13 protein-coding genes, 1 pseudogene and 1 riboswitch are annotated in these 19,842 nt (G+C 41.7%); of the genes and pseudogenes, 6 read left to right on the forward strand and 8 right to left on the reverse strand.

Annotated elements, in window-relative coordinates; all coding sequences use genetic code 11:
* Window positions 1-308 precede the first annotated feature (308 nt).
* The 3 genes from ppsA to IM322_RS08050 all read left to right on the forward strand — a co-directional run bounded on the left by ppsA (window position 309) and on the right by IM322_RS08050 (window position 4,211).
* Complete coding sequence (ppsA, locus tag IM322_RS08040) at window positions 309-2,753, forward strand: phosphoenolpyruvate synthase (protein ID WP_287673090.1); 2,445 nt, start codon at window positions 309-311, stop codon at window positions 2,751-2,753.
* An 86-nt stretch (window positions 2,754-2,839) separates the two neighbouring features.
* Window positions 2,840-3,466 (forward strand): hypothetical protein, encoded by a 627-nt coding sequence (locus tag IM322_RS08045; RefSeq protein WP_287673091.1) that lies wholly within the window; start codon window positions 2,840-2,842, stop codon window positions 3,464-3,466.
* 37 nt (window positions 3,467-3,503) lie between these two features.
* The gene (locus tag IM322_RS08050; RefSeq protein WP_287673092.1) at window positions 3,504-4,211 is read left to right on the forward strand and encodes a hypothetical protein; all 708 of its coding nucleotides are present in this window, start codon (window positions 3,504-3,506) and stop codon (window positions 4,209-4,211) included.
* Between the two features lie 255 nt (window positions 4,212-4,466).
* Here the strand turns inward: IM322_RS08050 and IM322_RS08055 are convergent, their stop codons facing one another.
* From IM322_RS08055 to IM322_RS08085, 7 genes are all read right to left on the reverse strand, one after another.
* The gene (locus IM322_RS08055; protein ID WP_287673094.1) at window positions 4,467-4,805 is read right to left on the reverse strand and encodes a hypothetical protein; all 339 of its coding nucleotides are present in this window, start codon (window positions 4,803-4,805) and stop codon (window positions 4,467-4,469) included.
* A gap of 125 nt (window positions 4,806-4,930) precedes the next feature.
* Window positions 4,931-5,563, reverse strand: coding sequence for a Uma2 family endonuclease (locus tag IM322_RS08060; RefSeq protein ID WP_287673095.1), 633 nt, complete (start codon window positions 5,561-5,563; stop codon window positions 4,931-4,933).
* 348 nt (window positions 5,564-5,911) lie between these two features.
* Entirely contained in the window at window positions 5,912-7,144 is a 1,233-nt protein-coding gene (cbiE, locus tag IM322_RS08065; protein WP_287673097.1) for a precorrin-6y C5,15-methyltransferase (decarboxylating) subunit CbiE, read from the reverse strand.
* Between the two features lie 291 nt (window positions 7,145-7,435).
* Window positions 7,436-7,879, reverse strand: a complete 444-nt coding sequence (locus tag IM322_RS08070) for a carboxypeptidase-like regulatory domain-containing protein (protein ID WP_287673099.1) — start codon at window positions 7,877-7,879, stop codon at window positions 7,436-7,438.
* A 33-nt stretch (window positions 7,880-7,912) separates the two neighbouring features.
* Window positions 7,913-8,332, reverse strand: coding sequence for a carboxypeptidase-like regulatory domain-containing protein (locus IM322_RS08075; RefSeq protein WP_158200352.1), 420 nt, complete (start codon window positions 8,330-8,332; stop codon window positions 7,913-7,915).
* Between the two features lie 2 nt (window positions 8,333-8,334).
* A complete protein-coding gene (locus tag IM322_RS08080) occupies window positions 8,335-9,075 on the reverse strand; it encodes a hypothetical protein (RefSeq protein ID WP_287673100.1) in 741 nt (246 codons plus the stop codon).
* Between the two features lie 100 nt (window positions 9,076-9,175).
* Window positions 9,176-15,886, reverse strand: coding sequence for an Ig-like domain-containing protein (locus IM322_RS08085; RefSeq protein ID WP_287673102.1), 6,711 nt, complete (start codon window positions 15,884-15,886; stop codon window positions 9,176-9,178).
* Window positions 15,887-16,187: 301 nt separating this feature from the next.
* Window positions 16,188-16,346: riboswitch (cobalamin riboswitch) on the forward strand.
* A 57-nt stretch (window positions 16,347-16,403) separates the two neighbouring features.
* Between IM322_RS08085 and cobG the strand changes: the two genes are divergently transcribed.
* Genes cobG through cobI form a run of 3 tightly spaced genes read left to right on the forward strand, consistent with a single transcriptional unit; the run spans window position 16,404 to window position 19,157 of the window.
* Window positions 16,404-17,828, forward strand: coding sequence for a precorrin-3B synthase (cobG, locus tag IM322_RS08090; RefSeq protein ID WP_287673103.1), 1,425 nt, complete (start codon window positions 16,404-16,406; stop codon window positions 17,826-17,828).
* Window position 17,829: 1 nt separating this feature from the next.
* Window positions 17,830-18,456: a precorrin-8X methylmutase gene (locus IM322_RS08095; RefSeq protein WP_287673106.1), complete on the forward strand. Its 627-nt coding sequence runs from the start codon at window positions 17,830-17,832 to the stop codon at window positions 18,454-18,456.
* Complete coding sequence (gene cobI / locus IM322_RS08100; protein WP_287673104.1) at window positions 18,453-19,157, forward strand: precorrin-2 C(20)-methyltransferase; 705 nt, start codon at window positions 18,453-18,455, stop codon at window positions 19,155-19,157. The genes IM322_RS08095 and cobI overlap by 4 nt, the downstream gene beginning before the upstream one ends.
* Window positions 19,158-19,441: 284 nt before the next feature.
* On the opposite strand, the pseudogene IM322_RS23665 reads toward cobI, so the two are convergent.
* Window positions 19,442-19,647, reverse strand: a pseudogene (locus IM322_RS23665) (hypothetical protein); the annotation flags it as partial.
* Between the last annotated feature and the right edge of the window lie 195 nt (window positions 19,648-19,842).

Raw genomic sequence — 19,842 nt, forward strand, 5'->3', positions numbered from 1 at the left:
GCTCCTGTTGCAGCATTAAATACATCGCTTCAACGTACTCCGCTGCCCAACCCCCAACCCCCAACCCCCACCGAAAAACTTTTTCAGCAGACCCTAATTAAGGCTATCATTGAGGAAAATTACTGTTGAGATCCCTGAATAATGTATTAATTTTTGTATAAAAAGCTAGACAATTAAACCCTTTAGAGATAGGGTGATAGTGGCTGAGTTTGCTATTAAGAGTTTTGTAAATAAATATCAAACTCAAGGGTTTTTGAAGATGGTATCTCGCTAAACTGAAAGTATAAAGTACAGAGGTAAAAATACTTATGATGCTACTACAAGATGTTGCGAGAACCTCTAGAGAACAAGCATTAATTCTGTGGTTTGAAGAAGTAGATAGTAAAGATGTGGGATTAGTCGGTGGGAAAAACTCCTCCTTAGGCGAAATGATCCAACAATTAACCCCGAAAGGGATTAATGTCCCCACAGGATTCGCCACCACCGCTTACGCTTACCGTCAATTTGTCGAAAAAGCCGGACTAGACGCACAATTAAGACAAATTTTCCAAGATTTAGACGAAAACGATGTCCAAAACTTGCAAGAAAAAGGTAAACAAGCGCGCACATTAATCTTAAATACACCGTTCCCCGATGATTTAAGTCATGCGATCGCTATTGCCTATCGCCGACTCTGTGAACGTTATGGCGATGATCTCTATCATTCCATTGATGTGGCCGTTCGCTCGAGCGCCACTGCCGAAGACTTACCAGAAGCGAGTTTTGCCGGACAGCAGGAAACCTATCTGAACGTCCAAGGGGTGAGGGGAGTTTTAGAAGCTTGCCATAAATGTTTTGCCTCTTTATTCACCGATCGCGCTATTTCCTACCGTCATCATAACGGTTTCGATCACTTTGCCGTCGCCCTTTCCGTCGGTGTCCAAAAAATGGTGCGTTCAGATCTAGCCACCTCTGGGGTGATGTTTTCCATCGATACGGAAACAGGGTTCAAAAATGCCGCTTTAATCACGGCAGCCTACGGTTTAGGGGAAAATGTCGTGCAAGGCGCTGTTAACCCCGACGAATATCTAGTTTTTAAACCCACTCTTAAAAACGGCTACAAACCCATCCTCGACAAACGCCTCGGCAGTAAAGCGATCAAGATGATCTACGATGATGGAGGATCGCGTCTAACCAAGAATATCCGAGTTAACAAGCTAGAACAGGATCAATTCTGCATTAATGACCAGGAAATCCTCACTTTAGCCCGTTGGACGACCGAAATCGAGGAACATTACTCGCAAGTGCGCGGAACCTACACCCCCATGGACATCGAATGGGCAAAAGATGGGATCACGGGAGAACTCTTTATCGTTCAGGCGCGCCCAGAAACCGTACAATCGCAAAAAGCCGCTAATATCCTTAAATCCTACGAAATTAAGCAAAAAAGTGACGTTTTAGCAGTGGGACGGAGTGTAGGTGCGGCAATCGGTCAAGGAAAAGCCAGAGTCATCCTCAGTGTCGATAAAATCAACAACTTTAAACCGGGAGAAGTTCTCGTCACCAATCGCACGGATCCCGACTGGGAACCGATTATGAAACAAGCAAGCGCGATCGTTACTAATCAGGGTGGTCGTACTTGCCATGCCGCTATTATCGCGCGAGAAATGGGCATTCCGGCGATCGTGGGTTGCAATAATGCCACGGAAACGATTAAAACCGGTCAGGAAGTCACCGTTTGCTGTGCGGAAGGGGATGAAGGGAAAGTTTACCTCGGATTGCTACCCTTTGAAATTATTGAAACTCCCCTGGACAATTTGCCCCAAACTCGGACAAAAATCCTCATGAATATCGGTAATCCCGAAAAAGCCTTCGCTTTTGCCGATATTCCTGCCCAAGGGGTCGGTTTAGCCCGTCTAGAGTTTATTATCGCTAACCATATTCAGGCCCACCCCAGTGCCTTGCTGAAATTCCACGAATTGGAAGAAGGAGACGTAAAAGACCAAATCGCCGAATTAACCAAACACTACGAGGATAAACCCCAATTTTTCGTCGATAAATTGGCCCGGGGGATTGCCATGATTGCAGCCGCATTTTACCCCAAAGATGTAATTGTACGGATGTCCGATTTTAAATCCAATGAATACGCTAATTTATTGGGTGGCAAACCCTTTGAACCCAAGGAAGAAAACCCGATGATCGGTTGGCGCGGTGCTTCCCGTTATACTGATCCTAATTATCGCGAAGCTTTCGCTTTGGAATGTCGGGCGCTGAAAATGGTACGGGAAGAAATGGGATTAACTAATGTGATTCCGATGATTCCTTTCTGTCGTACCCCCGAAGAAGGGATGAGAGTCCTCGAAGAAATGGCGAAAAATGGTCTCGAACGCGGGGTTAATGGTTTGCAAGTTTATGTGATGTGTGAGTTACCAAGTAATGTAATTCTTGCTGACCAATTTGCTCAGGTGTTTGACGGATTTTCGATCGGTTCTAATGATTTGACCCAATTAACCTTAGGATTAGATCGGGATTCTGCCCTAGTTGCCCATCTTTTTGATGAACGGAATGAGGGAGTTAAACGCATGGTGAAAATGGCCATTGAAACCGCTAAAGCCCATAATCGCAAAATCGGTATCTGTGGTCAAGCCCCCAGTGATTACCCCGAATTCGCTCAATTTTTAGTGGAATTAGGCATCGATTCTATCAGTCTTAATCCTGATTCGGTGCTGAAAACCATTTTACGGATTGCTGAGGTAGAAAAAGCCAAAGGCTAATCAGTAATTAGGTAAGTTAGGGAGGTTGATAGCCTCTCTAGCTTCATATGCAATTAATGAACCATAAAGAATAAATTTGTGTAATCATGAACAAAACTATTTGGAAACAATTATTTTTCATACTAACTTGCTTTGGAAGTGTTTTTTTTGTTCAGTATTCTACTTTGCCTCGAAATACACGTCCACAATTACAACAAATGAAAGTAACATTAATATTCGTCGATGAGGGAAGAGTTTGTCAAGGCGGGTATGCCCTAGATAAAAGTTGTCCAAGACTATTGGACAACCAAAATATTGACATCGCACAACTTCGTTCAACACAGCCAAAACATACAGCCATTCTTCAAGAAGGGCGAGTGTGCGATGTCAACTTGAGCGAGTCTTTTTATAATATTCTGACAAACTATATCAACTCTCCGCGTCCGCATTTAGACTATTCAAAACGTAAATCTATTCTTGTTGTTCTTGAGTGGGATGGAAGAAGGACATTTAATTCAAGAATCACAAGGGGAAGTGAAAATCTTTATACTTATCAAGTACCTGGAAGAACACTGCTAATGTTTCATCGAAGAGCTGAGGAATTTCATCCTAGTAAAGGTTACTCTTGGGGTTTCTCTATTGAAGAAAGGTCATATAATTCCAATTTCTCTTTACTGCTAAGACCTCATGCCGAATTTTCTAAGGATGTAGTTCAGTGTGGCAATCCAAACTAGCATTTATTTTTATTAAAAAATTTAAGGGAGTTTAGTCATGGAACAGAAACAAAACAAAGTTTATAGATGGCTAAGAAGTAAAGAATTTGCAATTATAGTTTTGCAAAACTTAATCTTTGCCTTAATTACTGGTCTTATTTTAGCTTCATTTCAAGTCTTGATTCAAAATCAGCAAAATCAAAAAGCTAGAAAGGAAAGTATCTCTCGTGTTGATGTTAGTATGCTTACCAGTCAACGTGATGAATTTACAAAAAAAATGTCTCAATACTTCCTCTTATTATATCAGTTGGCAGGAAAAGTAAAGGAGGCAGATTCAAAGACCGAAATTACTGAAATTAGAGAGGATTGCGAAAGCTCGGAATCTAATAATGATAGTAAATTAATTGGTTCAGAATCTTGCTCAACTCTATATAATCACCTAACAAAGTTAACCACTTATGACTTGAACAGCAATAAAATGATTTTGGTTAATACGATTGAAGCATTTAATTACTCAAATTCATCTACTAACTCAGAAAAAGTTTCAAAAGAGTTAGACAGTTTAATTAGTGATCTTGCTGATCTGAATGTATTAATAGCAGACCGAGATAAATTTATGGAGAGTTATGATGATGATAGGAAATTTTGCTCTCAAAATAATGCAGGCTCTGAGCTATGTCAGGCACTAGATAAGGCAAATCAAACTTTTGTAAGCTCTTTAAAAACAATTAATGAAAGTTTAATAAATGCTATTGATGAAAAATAATGTAATAGCTCATTTTGAGATTATCACCAATCTGGCTCTCTTGGGGTTGTGGTGATAAAACCAGCTTATGAGCCGCAAGAACCAAGTATATCAAGGACTTAAAAGGTACACATCAGTAAAGGATGTATCGAATTATGCTTTTTCCACCCCATGTCCAAGAGAGCCACCAATCTTTATACTGGGGTTCTTCATTCAAGAAGCGGATAAATATTCCCGAATCACAATAAGGTTTTTTGATCGACTTTTTCTTCAAAACTAACCTCTAATTGAATTGATAATATTAGACAAAGAAGAAGATGCAGATTTTTCAGGAAAGACTTTCAGTTCCTGCACTTGAATATTGATTTTTTCTCCATGCAAATACTGCCGAATTAACCCAAAAACATAAACTCTTTTTCCTAATGCTTCTCTAGCTTGTTCAAAAAGTTCTTCGGGAAAAAAACATTTAATAATTTTGTTATCAGTTAGGCTACGAATCCCCATCTTTATCTTTTGACGATTGGCAATATTAATAGATACTAACTGCCCTTCAATAGAGCCATAAATACTATAAAAATTTTGCGTAATTTCATCTACATTATTATCCCTAAACATCAGTTTTTTTGTACTAATTTAACTAAACTAACTTCATCATACTGAAAATACATATAGCCCACTAGGGCTATTTTTTAGTTGTCTCTTAACAAAGATTAACTTTAAACTGCGGTCAAGAGATAAACTTAGATTTCGTCAGGATTAAGGCCTAATTCCCGCAGTTTATTTGCCAATCGTTCCGCTCGTTGTTTTTCCTGATTATAGCTAGTGAAAGCTTGTCCATCGGGATAAAAAAGCAACATTTCCGGTTCTCCTAACTGAAAACGTATTCCTAAACGGGGACTAACCCAATTATCGAGAGTTTCTAGAATTTCTAGCTGATTTTCGCCTCTTATCCCACCACTAGCATCGTTTTTATGGGGATCATAAAGATAATATTCCTCAACCCCATAACGCTGATAAAATAGCTGTTTTTTGGCCATTTCCGTGAGGGTATTACCCGGAGAGAGGATTTCAAAAACCACCTGGGGACTAATATTATTTTCTAACCATTGTCGATAGGAACCCCTTTCCCCTTTTGGTCTCCCAAAAACCACCATGATATCCGGCGCTTGACGCAGTTTATTATCATTTTCCACAGGATACCAGAGTAAATCCCCCGCAACAAAGACATCAGACTGCTCGCGAAATAGCCAGTCTAAATTAGTTTTAATTGTCGTAATCCAACGAAATTGCAGGGTATTATCGGCCAGGGGTTGACCATCGCTATCGGGGTAGATGATTTCAGTGACGTTAGTTTTATCTAGTTGCGAAACCATAAGACTAAGTAAAAAGTGAAAACTAGAAAATGTCAACAACTTAATTCTATTATAGCGAGCATTTGTATTATGTGGCAATTAGGACAAAAATATTGACAAATAGTATAACTTGTGCATTGGACAATAAAGATTTAATTTTTTTGATGATAACGATTGAAAATTTCGTTGGTTCCTAGAAAATTTTTGTCTAATTTTGGGAACTATAATTATAATAAGACTATCAACTGGAATTAGGACAAGAGGATGAGTGGCGGTTTAGTCTATCGACAAAGTCCAGAAGAAGAGGAATTAGAGCAAAAAGTTCTATTGACAACTTTTGCAAGAGAGATCAAGGACAAAATTAAGGATTTACAATCTCGGTTTCAGAACAGTCCACTGGGTTACGGTGGCCATTGCTTTCCAACCTAAAAACTTACCGACCGGTTCGGCTTTTTCAATGCCAATTCGCAGCAGTTCCCCTCCTAATTTACTATGCCATTGCAAGAGGACTAATTCACTTTCAATTGTAACAGTGTTGGCAACAAGACGACCCCCGGGGCGCAGCGCTAACCAACAGGTTTCCAAGAGGTGGGGTGTGGTGATACCGCCACCAATAAAAATAGCGTCCGGTGGCGGTAAATCTTCCAGGGCGCTCGGTGCAATTCCGGCGACGATTTGCAGATGGGGCGTTGCCAAGGCGGCGGCATTATCGGCAATGTATTGTAATCTGGTGGGATGATGTTCGATCGCAATAGCCTGGCAACGGCGATCGCTACGCAGCCACTCAATGGCAATGGAACCACAACCCGCTCCCACATCCCAGAGCAATTGTCCGGGTAGGGGAGCCAATGTACTCAGAGTGATAGCACGAACTTCTCTTTTTGTCAACTGTCCGTCATGATGGTAAGCAGAATCCGGCAGTCCGGGAAGGCGCGGCGCCCGGGTAGGAGGATGGGAGGAGATACAGCTAATGGCAATGACATTTAAATCCGCCAGATCTGTAAATTGCCAATCGTCGGCGATACCTTGAACGTGGCGTTCTAGGGTTCCCCCTAGATGTTCTAAAACCGTGATGGAACTTTCGCCAAAACCTGCCTCGGTTAGAAGCCGAGCAGCGATCACAGGAGTCTCGGCATCGGCGCTCAGTACCAGGAGTTTAGCACCGGGATAAAGCACCCCATTTAACAAAGCCGGAGGACGGCCGCACAAACTCAAAGTTTCTACTTCACTCAGGGACCAACCCAAACGACTACAGGCAAGACTGAAGGCAGAAGGAGAGGGAATAATCGTCATTTCCTCCAGGGGAATCTGACGGGTGAGGGTGACACCAATTCCGTAGCACATAGGATCACCACTGGCCAAAACACAGACGGATTGACCACGACGGCGGATAATCTCGTTAACAGAGTCTTGAATGGGAGAAGTCCAGAGCAGTTTTTGCCGTTGATCCTCTGGGGGTAACATTGCCAGATGACGTTCACCACCGACAATAACTGATGCTAAAGAAAGCAGACTTCGCCCCACTGAACTTAACCCTTCTAAGCCATCTTCACCAATTCCTATGATCGATAGCCATTTCGACTTACAATTGCGATCCGCCATATAAAAAAAATTTTTGGTTGTTGCTGAATCAAAGTATGATCTTGGGTTCTTCGGTTTGTGTTATGCAATGGAGGGGGTTTATAAAGGATAAAACCCTTACACAGAAAGACATTGCTTCGATTTTTGCCAATTGTTTTCTATCTAGAACGAGCTAATCAATTGAGTCTCTTGCCATATAAGGATTTAGTCGATTTATGCCCCCTGATCGAATCATACCAAGTAACGAAGAGCCTGATATTGGTTTTCTGGTTGATTCTTAATGACATATTTTACCTCAAGAAAATAGGGGTCTTAGGGGTTTAAAAAAAAACGATTAACTTTAATATCACCAGCATCGATCATAGCATTATCAACATCTGTATTTTTCACAGAAGGATAAGCAGAATTTTTCACAGAAGGATAGACAGATGAAAAGTTGTGCTGATCTTTTATCATTAGTTGAAGTCTTACCCGTAAACCGACAGGCGATGTGGGATATCCTGCATAGCCCTCTGTAAATTCAGGCTGAAAAATAAAACGACCATCCGCATCGGTGATACTCTCTTTGGTCAAGCCCTCGCCTATATTAGTATATCTCACCTTAGCTCCGGCAATGGGTTTTCCGGTTGACTCTTCGATAAACCGTCCCTTAATCCCCGGCGCAGAAATTAATTTTGAGCTACAACTACTGACCAATAACGTCAAAAGAGCTAATAGGGTAATTGTCAGTTGTTTAGGAGGTATAAACAGAAGCATTTTCCCTCGCTTACCTCAAATAGAAAAGTGTTATTAGGGTGAGGGTGTTAGAAAAAACTGATTAACTCGAATATCACCCACATCAATGAGGGCATTCTCAACATCAGTATTTTTGACAAAATGATAGGCGGAAGAGAAGTTGTGCTTATCTCTTATAAGCAGTTCAAGACTGACTTGTAAACTTACAGGCGATGTGGGATATCCTGCATAACCCTCTGTAAATTCAGGCTGAAAAATAAAGCGACCCTCAGCATCTGTGGTACTCTCTTTGGTCAATCCATCGCCTATATGAGTATATCTCACCTTAGCTCCGGCAATGGGTTTTCCCGTTGACTCTTCGATAAATCGTCCTTTAATTCCAGGCGCAGAAATTAATTTTGAGCTACAACTACTGACTAATAATATTAATGGAGCTAATAAGGTAATTGTCAGTTGTTTAGGAAATAGGTTCATGTTTATCTCCGATGAAAGAATGATACAGCAAAAAATCCGATAGGAACTAACAAACTGAGTAAAGAATTTGATTCAGGAATGGGTTGATTAGATTGACTTGACAATTGGGCATTATTGATGATGAGAGCGGATGTCTGGTCAAAACTGCCAACGTCAACTACTCCTAAAGCGATGCTGTAAGTTCCGGGACTAAAGGTTTGTGTGTAACTTCCTGAAACTTCACGACTAAAATTAGTGCTAGAAGGGATTAAGGTACTGATAGAACTATTGGTACTCGCTAAAGTTTTAATTTGATCATTGAGAGCAATAAAAGCATAATCATCAAAATCAAACCCACTGAGATCACGAGTTTCGTCATTGGTTAAAAAAGTCCAATTAAAACTTAATGTGGTTTCTTCAGTAAAGGTATATGAGTTTTCTAATCCTGACCCTTCAAAAGCAAATACAAAATTGCTAGGATCTGGATCTAAACTTTGAGAGGGAAGTCCTAAATTTGACTCTAAAGTGAGGCTATTGATCGCTGGAAGATTGGAGAAATTAAAATTATTATCAGCACTAGGACTATCATCATTTTGTAAAGCATTCGTTGAGAGATCAACCTGTCCCAAAGCAGGAGTGACCACATCCCCTGCTAGATTCCAACTACTAAAGTTAATTAAAGCAGCTTGAGAAGGACTAGCAAAGATAAGGGAACTTAAGCCGAAAATGAACCCAAACGTCAGAGAAGAAGATTTGATAGACATAGAATTCCTCTAAATTACATGACACAATTGTTAGTAAGAATCTTAGGAGCGCGTGTCAAGTAGGCTGTAGGCTGGTGACATTGCGCTTCGATTTTAGGATTCAGAAGATAAAGTTATTGGGATTTTGCATAGCACCTAAAGCTACGCCTTCAACGGTAATAAAAGGTAAGGCACGCTTACTTAAACCTGAACCATCTTCATCAAAAAGAATGACAGTATCGTTCCCGCGTGAACCAAATTTCAGATAGCCATCCGCAATCGGATTAGAACCTCCATATCCAAGACTATTAAGTAAGGCAGTAAATACAATATAGTCTATACCCACTTCAAAATCTTTGATCACATCTCCTGCATCTCGGATACTTTGATAAACAAATTGATCGTGACCTTGGTTTCCTGTAAGGTTATCAGCCCCTAAACCCCCCATGAGAATATCATCAAGATCCGTTCCCGTAACTGTATCTCGACCCGAAGTTCCCAAGAAGGGATCGACAGTAATATTAACGCTGGCAGTGCTAGTTTCTCCTTGACTATCGCTTATACTGTAATCAAAGCCAGCTTGACCAATAAAGCCAGCCAACGGCGTAAAAATAACGTTTGAGCCATCCAACTCGACGCTGCCATTACTGGGATTACTAACACCTGTAAGATTGAGACTGTCACCCAAATCTGGGTCAGTATCATTACTTAAAAGAGTAGCAACGGGAATAATTAAAAGGGTATTTTGCGTCCCTGTTGCCCCATCATTAACGGCTTGGGGCGGTTGGTTAGTGGTAGAGATTACAGTAATACTTACCGTTGCCGTGCCACTATCTGTACCGTCGCTAATCGTATAAGTAAAGCTATCAATACCACTAAACCCAGTTGCCGGAGTATAAAGCAGTTTGTCATCAGTGAGATCGCCTTGAGTCCCGTTTTCATCTCGGCTGACTGTACCGCCCTGACTGGAAGTTTGGTTAAAAGAAGTCAGAGAAAGGGAGTCACCTTCAATATCACTGTCATTGGCAAGGATATCTAAGGTAAGGGGCGTATTTTGAGCGGTAGTCGCCGTGTCAGCTTGGGCAACAGGCGCATCATTGACTGACGTGATGGCTAATGTAATCGTTTGCGAAGTTGTACCCCCTTGACCATCACTGACGGTATAACTAAACGTTCCCGCCGTACCATTGGCATTAGCAATCGGAACAAAGACTAAACTGGTTAATTGCTGTGGTGTTAAAACATCCCCTGTATTAACTAAGTTATTTCCTGAGAAAATTTGACCTTTTGTGCCATCTGGAATTGTTTCTACTGTTAGGGTTAAGTTATCACCATTCCCATCAGTTGGCGTAGAAATATTGAGGGAAGTAGCAGACGCATCTTCTAAAACCGTTAGGGTTTTGTTTCCTTGAACGATTGGAGCGACATTTTGAACATCGATCAAAACAGAAGTTTGATCATCTTCATTGGGGTCATTATTATTGGGAATAGAATCAAGGTCTGCTTCAAAAACTGCCGTAACTTGAGCCGTATTCGTAAGAGATTGACCCCCATTTACTTGTGCAGTAAGGGTCAGAGTACGGCTAAGATTATCTCGCATATTACCGACATCCCAGATGCCTGTGTTGCTGTCATAAGTCCCCTGTTCAGCAACGACAGAAATAAACGCTAAGTCTAAGGGCAAAACATTGGTCACTTGAATATTACTAGCGACCCCAGGACCGATATTAGTAAGGGTTAAGGTTAAGGTAATTTCATCCCCAATCGCAGGATTAGAATTATTAACCGTTTGAGTCAGTTCTAAATCGATCTCCGCGGGGGCAATTGAATTAACCGCTTGTGTGCCAGCAATTAAGTTATCGAGGGGATTCGCATCTGACTCATTACTGGTTACAATTGTTGTACTATTGAAATTACCAGCAGCGATCGAGGAAAGGGTCAAATCGATTGTTGCACTTTCACCACTACTGAGAGTACCGACATCAGCAGTAATAATTCCATTGAAAAAGGTAATTGGATTGGTATCAGTCCGAATTGAACCTGTCCCGATGAAAATACCCTGATTAGCTGAACTCAACCCACTATCTACTGCTTGGGAAATAATATTATTAGGTTCACTCAAAACAACCTGATTGGTAGAACCTCCACTTCCTACTTTAATTTCAAGTGTATAGTCACCATATGAGGAACTTAAAGCTCCACTGCCATCAATGAAAGGATTGTAGCTGAAGTTGGAATATCCACTCACCCCGACGTAATAAGTCCCAGAAACCGAAGCGGTAAAATCGATGTAAGAATCCCGACTAAAAGGTTCATTCGGTGCAGGGTTGTCGTCACTAACCCTTAATTGAGTACCCGTTGAATCAAACAAACGTAAGATGGAATCTAAAGATGATCCCAGTGTCCTCGCATCAATATCGAGAGTTACCCGATCACCTGCATTCAGTTCAAACTTGATGATATCTACCAAATTTGATGGCTGTTCTGGTAGATTACTAGAAAAACTGATCACATCAACTGTCGAAGGCAATTGTTCTGTAAGGATAACCCCTGTGGCTGTGGCAGAACCATTGTTAGTGACAGTTAAAGTGTAACTGTAGGGAGTGTTAATATTAACTTCACCTGAACTATCAGTACGAGTTACCACTAAGTCGGGTAGTGCGGTTGCAGTGACTTCAGTTGCTAAAAGCGCGACATTATTGGTTAGATTAGGATCATTGGTTTCACTTGAGACACTGGTATTAGAGATGATTGTTCCCGTTAACAGTGTAGGAGCGATCGCCGTTACTTCTAAGGTTAGACTTTCACCTGATAAAAGATCCCCAATGTCGAAAGTAAAACTATTATCGATCTGTTGAGAAGGAGTAAGGCTGGCAGAAACAAAAGTAACAGGTTCTGCTAAGATTTCCGTGATTGTTACCCCTTGAGCCGTAACTGAGCCATTATTGGTGACTTGAATGGTGTAGGTAAAGGTTTCTCCCAATTTAACAGAGGTTACACTAGCGGTTTTAGTGACCGACAAATCTGCCTCTACGACAGGTTTTAATAGAACTTGTCCTTTGGCGTAGCTAAAAACAGGAGCATGGGTTTCATCAGAAATTTGAGCATAGATAAAATAATCTTTTAGGGGAATATTTTCGGTATTCCAAACAAAGCTTCCTTGTCCATCGATTTCAGCTAATCCATCAGCGATCAAGACACCATCAAATCCTTGATTGTCCGTGTCGTAGAATAAGCTAATGGTTGCTTCTGAGTCAGCATCAAAGGCATTCCATTCAATGGTTACTTCGGTGTCACTGACATTAGTGGATGGGGCGGTAATTTTGATGCTAGGGGTTGTTGAATTGCCAGAAATAAAGATATCCCCTGCACTCAAGTTAGGTGCGCCTGTTAGAATAGCAATCTGTTGTTGAGGTGCAGCACCATTGCCATCAGGATCGAAGAACAGATTTCCAGTAGCTGGATCATAGATAAATCGGTCATCACTATCAACCGCCGTCGTCCCTAAGACAAACTGAGATTCTGCGAGAACCGCATCAGGGGTTAATCCTCCGCCAAAACCCGTTGCTGAAATAACAATGCGATCGCCCTCATTACTGTCAAAATCTTCGATGGTATCTACCCCATCTGTGGGACTCTCAAAGACAAAACTATCGCTACCCGTCCCCCCTGTTAGGGTATCATTACCAGCACTTCCCTTGATAATATCATTCCCTTCTCCTCCATCAAGAACATCATTTCCTGCTAACCCATCGAGAATATCCTTGCCCGCGTTGCCACTTAGATTGTCATTGCCAATTGTCCCGAAAAGGATTTCATCCCCTGTTGTACTATCAAGTTGAGTGGTGGCTTGCCATATCTCATCTGTCCATGCTGTTGTCGCTTGCCACACTTCAGAAGTCCATACTGTTGTCGCTTGCCACACTTCAGGAGTCCATGCTGTTGTCGCTTGCCATGCCGCATCACTCCAGTGAGTGGTTGCTTCCCACGCTTCAGGTGTCCATTGAGCGATCGCTTCCCAAGGATTATTAATGAGAGTCTGTTGAAGATTAATGGAATCACTATTCATCTCATTAAAGGCTGTAACAGACAGAAAATCCGATGAAGATGAGAAAGGCCAAAGATCACTTACCCATTTTGTTGTGGCATTCCAAGCATCACTTGTCCATTTTGTTGTGGTATTCCAGGCATCGCTTGTCCATTTTGTTGTGGCATTCCAAGCATCACTACCCCAAGTTTTGGTAGCTTCCCAAGCATCGCTTGTCCATTTTGTTGTGGCATCCCAAGCATCACTACCCCAAGTTTTGGTAGCTTCCCAAGCATCACTACCCCAAGTTTTGGTAGCTTCCCAAGCATCACTACCCCAAGTTTTGGTAGCATTCCAAGCATCGCTTGTCCATTGTTTGGTAGCATTCCAAGCATCACTCGTCCACTGAGTTGTGGCATCCCAAGCTTGACTAACCCATGTGGTTGTGGCATTCCAAGCCGTTACTCTCCAATTACTTACTGCACCCCAAGCATTTTCTCCCCACCCTGTAATGGCATTCCAAGCATCTTGTCCCCATTGTTTGGCAGCATTAACAGCAGCCGTTAGTTTTTCTATGGCAAATTCGATGTTCTCTAAGCCGATACCGTAAATGACAGCCCCAATGAGTTGACGATTTATTTCTGTAGTGCCACGAAAAGTTAATACACTCGCTACATAAGCCCCTGTTGTTGTCGCCCCCGGAATAGGCGTGATTGCCCCTAATCCTGCGATGATAACCTGAATCGCAAAATAATCAGGATCTGGTAAATAGGTAAAAAAAGCACTGCTGAGAGTGTTTGTGCTACCAACTGTATCTATTCCTAAACCACTTGGTTTAGTCAAGCCACTGGACTTTACTTTAGGAATAATTACGGGATGAAGATGAGCATCAATAGGATTGGGAAATGAGGAAGGGACAAGCAATTGATTGGATAAAACATATTGTCCAGAAATATAACGAAATCCTGCCATACTCACTATGTCAATAGAAGTGATATAGTGAGTCACTTTTTCTGCACCACTGAAACTATTAGCTGCGCTCGTTGAAATACCCGGAGCATTAAACGTAACAATATCTCCTAAAGCACCTTGAGAAGAATAATCTGCCGCTACCCATTGGGTTAATGCTCCACCCAAACTATGACCTGTAATGTGGGGTTTTACCGAGAGATCATCCTCTGGCTGACTTATTTCCTCAAGCCATTGATTAACACCCCCTCGATTAGCCGTAAATTGACCATAACCAATACCATTGGGATTAGCATCATCCCAGACATCTGTTCTTAATTGATCAGGTTGTGTCCCCCGAATCGCCAAAACAGGGGCTTTTCCTTCATCGTAAATTGTTCCCGTCGCAAACGCCCAAGAGGTATCCTGTGCTTCTAAATTATTAAGAGTTTCTATCGCTTTTTGATAGGCTGCTTGGGTGGCAAAACCTGAGCCAAGAAATTCTTCTAAATCTGTCAGTAAGCGAGCTTTTTCTTGGTCACTATCTTTACTAATATCACTATTGACTGGATTACTAATTAAAACAAAGAAATTTTCATCTGAAGTTAATCCAGTTGCCTGAAACCCCGTGCCGCCATCATTGAAAAATCGATCAACTCGATAGCCTAAATCTCCATAAGATAAACTACCGTTAAAGTCAATATCTTGCCCTTTTGTCCAATCTCGATACGCTGTATCCCTTGCGAAAATCTCAAAATTAGCATTGCCTCCATAATTAACAGGGGTATCTCCTAATACTGTGATTTCAACTTCTTTACTGGTTTCTCCGGGGGCAAAGGTTAATGTCCCTGTAATGGGTCGGTAATCTATTCTGTCGTTCCCTGTTACACCATCTACCGCCGTTCCTACGAGGGTAAAATAGTTAACGGTAACTTCTACATCAACCGCTTCTGAGAGAATCACGGGGAATTTAATGGTTGCCGTTTGATTACTTCCTCCTGCTACAGCAACATAAGCATCTTGTATATTTAACCCCGGTGCAATGGTTTCAACCGTATAATTCCATGCTGTTCCTTCATCATTAGTTGCTACAATGATCTCTAACTGATCAGAATCCCCTTCAGGAATTTGAACCGTTCCCGTCTTGCTTCCTCCAACAAATCCTGTTTCTAAGATATTCCTTCCTTCATAACGAATAATGAAGTTATCAGGAATGGTATAATGTTCGTAATCAAAACTTGCATATCCTCCACCATTCGTATCAAGGGTAATCACTTGGTAACTACCTTCAAAGCCTCCACTATCTGAAATACTTCCCTGTTCAATTAAAATTTCTTGACCATCTACTAATATAAAAGCATAATCATTCTCTTGTTTTAACGCTTGCAGTTCTGATTCAGGTAAAGATAATCCTTGAACCAGCGCAGAAAAAATCTGTCCTTCATCTCCTGAAGAATCTGAGTTATTAAGTATGACATCAAGAGAGTGTCCAAATTCTTCTAGAAGAATACTTGTTATTGCTGAAAGGGGATTCTCACTGAGAAACTCCTCAGATAGATAAATCGTATTCGTCCCACTAGCATACCCGGCATAAGCACCATTAAGGGTCGTAGCAGTAAGAATCTCAAGGGAAGGGAACGTTATACTACCTTTTTGCCAATCTTGTGCCAAGTTAAGGGCAGTACCCGTCACAAAACTGTCTCCAAAGGCAAGCCTTATCTTCTCCATAAATTCTGGACTGGTAGCGAATTCCTGAAGAGAGTAAGATACGCTTTCCAGAGATTGGGAGAGAATTTGGCTAAAACTAACAGATTGGTTGATTGTCTTGTTCCCAAACAAAAGATTAACTGAGTTCATAGTGTTTAATTCCTTTCCGAAACTCAAAGGACACTGGAGTTTATGAAATGTCAATGGGTTGAGTCTATAGGCAATGTTAGAAACTATAACAAAAAAGACAGAAATTTTTAACATTCACAGTAGGTAGGGCTTGCTGAAAAAAGCTGAAATGCTTGTGGTGCTTAAGATAATTGGGTAATTACTACGGCGGATTCAGGCTCAGTCTGGTACATCTTCTAAGGGTCAAGGCTTATCCAATAAGGAGTTGTCTGTGCCAGATGGATAGAGGAACCAGCCTATAGCTGATTTTTATCTAGCAACGCCAAAACTAAAACTGTGGTATAATCCTTAAACTTGTCTTTGGGAAAGTCCAGTGCAATTCTGGTACTGTGCCGCAACTGTAATCAAGTAAAAAGTAAAAAGAGTACATCTTCCCTTTTTCCTTGCGAGTCAGAATACCAATTACAAGCTTTTGATCGGTAGTATAGACAACTAATTTTCTAACTACTTCTCTGCGTCGCATGGAGAACAAACAACGGTGAATTGGTTAGTTGAAGCAAATGCTTGTCCCGGTTTATTTTATGGAACTGCTGCCCAGGATGGGTTTTTAATTCGTCTCCGCACCCCCGGTGGATGGCTCAATTCTCCACAGGGAAAAGCGATCGCCACTTGGCTCGAACAATGGCAGACGACAATACAAGTTACCAATCGGGCAAATCTGCAAATTCGCGGACTGCAAAAATCCCCCAGTTTAGAAGAATTTCAAACCCTGCAAAAATTAGGGTTAGCTGCCCATAATCCCAGTATCGATCATCTGCGTAATATCATGTCCAGTCCCACGGCTGGAATTGACTGCCAAGAATCGATCGATACTCGTCCATTAGTCCAAGAATTAGATAATTTTATCCAAAATTATCCATCAATTGCCCAACTAAGTCCTAAATTTAGTATCGGGATCGATGGCGGTGGTGCAGTGGGAATTGGCACCGGTTCAACTATGGCCTGGCAACACCGCTATAACGAGATTCATCTGTCAGCAATTGCCGTCAATAATCCGACAAATTTAACTTCTCTTGTTTGCTTTCGATTAGCACTCGCAGGAGATAAACAATTATACGACACGGACTTATTAATTGAGCCAGAAAACTGTTTAGCTGTGGTCAAAGCTCTAGTAAAGGTTTATGTGGATTATGTTCAACAAACCCCCAATATCAAGGGTAAAAAACCTCGGATGAAACACCTGCTAAAAGATTGGGGATTAGCAAAATATCTCGAACAAGTTAACTCTCAATTACATCGGACTTCTACCGGCATAATACAAGGGCAAGAATACCGGCAGGCTGCCCATTCTACTCAACCCTATTTTCATCTGGGAATTCATCCTCAAAAGCAACCCGGATTATCTTATATTGGTCTATCATTAAGATTAGGACAATTGACGGCTAATCAACTATCGGGATTAGCGGCACTATCAGAAACTTTTGGCAGTGGTCAGTTACGATTAACCCCTTGGCAGACTGTTATATTACCCGATATTCCCGATGAAAAAGTCTCAGAATTGTTGCCAAAACTGGCATCCTTAGGATTATCCGCTTCTCTTGGATGGGATGCGGGGATAGTTGCCTGTAGCGGTAAACCAGGCTGTGCGGCGGCGGCCACTGCAACTCAAATTCATGCTTCTCTCTTGGCAGATTATTTGAAAGAACGCTTAACCTGCAATTCTCCTGTTAATATTCATTTGACGGGTTGTGCTAAATCCTGCGCTCAACCGGGTCCAGCCGAAATTACCCTTTTAGGAACTACCATCGAGGAAAATGGCCAAATACTAGAAGCTTATCAAGTCTATGTGGGTGATAGTCAAAAGTTCTTAGAAACACCTATATTTGAGGGAGAATTTACCAATATCCCCCCCCTCATAGCCCAAATTTTAAGCTCCCAAAAATCGAAAAATTTAGATGAATAGAATGGAATACATTAAGAATGGTGAGGAAATTTACCGCAAATCTTTTGCTATTATTCGGGCTGAAACTAACTGTCAAAATCTCCCCGATGATTTAGCTCATGTGGCGGTTCGTCTAATTCATTCCTGCGGGATGACAGACATAACAGAAGATTTAGAAGCATCACCGGACGCGGTTAAAATCGGACGAAATGCCCTCGCTGGGGGTGCAGCAATTCTCTGTGATTCTCAAATGGTCGCTAATGGCATTACCAAAGCGCGTTTACCTAAAAATAATCCGATTATTTGTACCCTCAATCATCCAGAAGTGACCGAGTTAGCAGGGCAAATTAATAATACCCGCTCCGCTGCCGCTTTAGAACTTTGGCGACCTCATTTAGCTGGAGCAGTGGTAGCCATTGGTAATGCACCAACCGCACTTTTTCGCCTACTAGAATTGCTCGATCAAAATGTAGATAAACCGGCTTTGATTTTAGGCTTTCCCGTGGGATTTGTGGGAGCGGCAGAGTCGAAATTAGAATTAGCAACTAATAGTCGTGGCGTGCCATTTATTACCCTGCACGGACGTAGGGGAGGAAGCGCAATCGCAGCAGCAGCAGTCAATGCTTTAGCAAAAGAGAACGAATTATGAATAAATTAGGCAAACTTTATGGATTAGGAATCGGGCCTGGCGATCCCGAATTGTTGACGCTAAAAGCACACCGAATTCTCACAACTGTTCCGGTAATTGCTTATCCTACCTTAGAAAGTGGCAAAGTTTTGGCACGGGCAATTGTGTCGGATTTTATCCGTCCCGAGCAGATAGAAATTCCCATGCCCTTACCTTTTAGTGTCGAGCGCAGTTCTCAACCTCATTATGATATTGCCGCCGAAAATATCGCCGAACATTTAAACTTAGGTCGAGATGTGGCGGTGCTATGTGTGGGCGATCCGATGTTGTATGGCACATTTATGTATATCTTTAATCGCTTGTGCGATCGCTTTTCAATTGAAGTCGTGCCGGGTATTTCTTCAGTGATGGCAAGTGCAGCAATGCTGGGTGTACCTATTACTTATCGAAATGACGTATTTAGTATCATGCCCGCTACTTTAGAGGCGGAAATATTGCGGGATCGCCTAGTATTTATTGATGCAGCGGCGATTATTAAATTAGGCAGACATTTCGCTAAAGTTCGCAATATTCTCGATGAATTAGGATTATTAGAACGCGCCCTCTACATCGAACGAGCAACCTTACCCAATCAGCAAATTATTCCGATTACCGAAATCGATCCAGAGGCTGTCACCTACTGGTCATTAATTCTGATTCCTAGTAAAACTAAACCCCAATAACGAAGGCAGGGGGCAGGAGGCAGGAGGCCGTTTTTGTAACGGGGATTTATGCCCCGCTCCAAAAACTTTTCGCCTTAAGGCGAGGTTTTAGACCCGATTTTTTCAATAACTCTATAGACACTAAGTTAAATCCTCTATCCCCTACCTGACAGAACCTATAGGGTTTAGATAATACTAAATCTGGTTATTAAAAACTGATTATTTATTCTCCCTTTTGCATGAGTGCCTCTTGCATGAGTGCCTCTCCTGATATGTAGCCTATACTCAATGGATTTAGTATAATTTTATGAAAATGTCTTTTCTTCGTTGCTTTTTTTTGTGGTGATTCGGTAGTAGTGATGGCGGCTTAATCCTTTGCTTTGCTGTGCATTGTAGTCATGGATAAAATACCAAAGGGCTCCCCAACGTGATTCTCCATTTTTTTAGAGAAAGATAGACTCTCTCTCACCAGCCGAGAAATCCTTTGTCGAAAGGTATTATTTAGGGTTTGCTGAAAGAAGCTACAACCTTTATTGGAAAAGGCTTTTAGCTAGATTGAGAGTCGCTCAGGTGCCCCTGAATCTGCTATGATCGCTTAAAACCCTTGCATCTTCTCTACCTAGTACTAATGTATCGCAAGATTGAGCAACTGCCAACCTCACCAGAAAACTTCGAGTTTCCCTCGGAGGGGAAATTATCCCCAGAC

It is taken from the genome of Microcystis sp. M109S1 (assembly GCF_020247025.1).
Lineage (GTDB): Bacteria > Cyanobacteriota > Cyanobacteriia > Cyanobacteriales > Microcystaceae > Microcystis.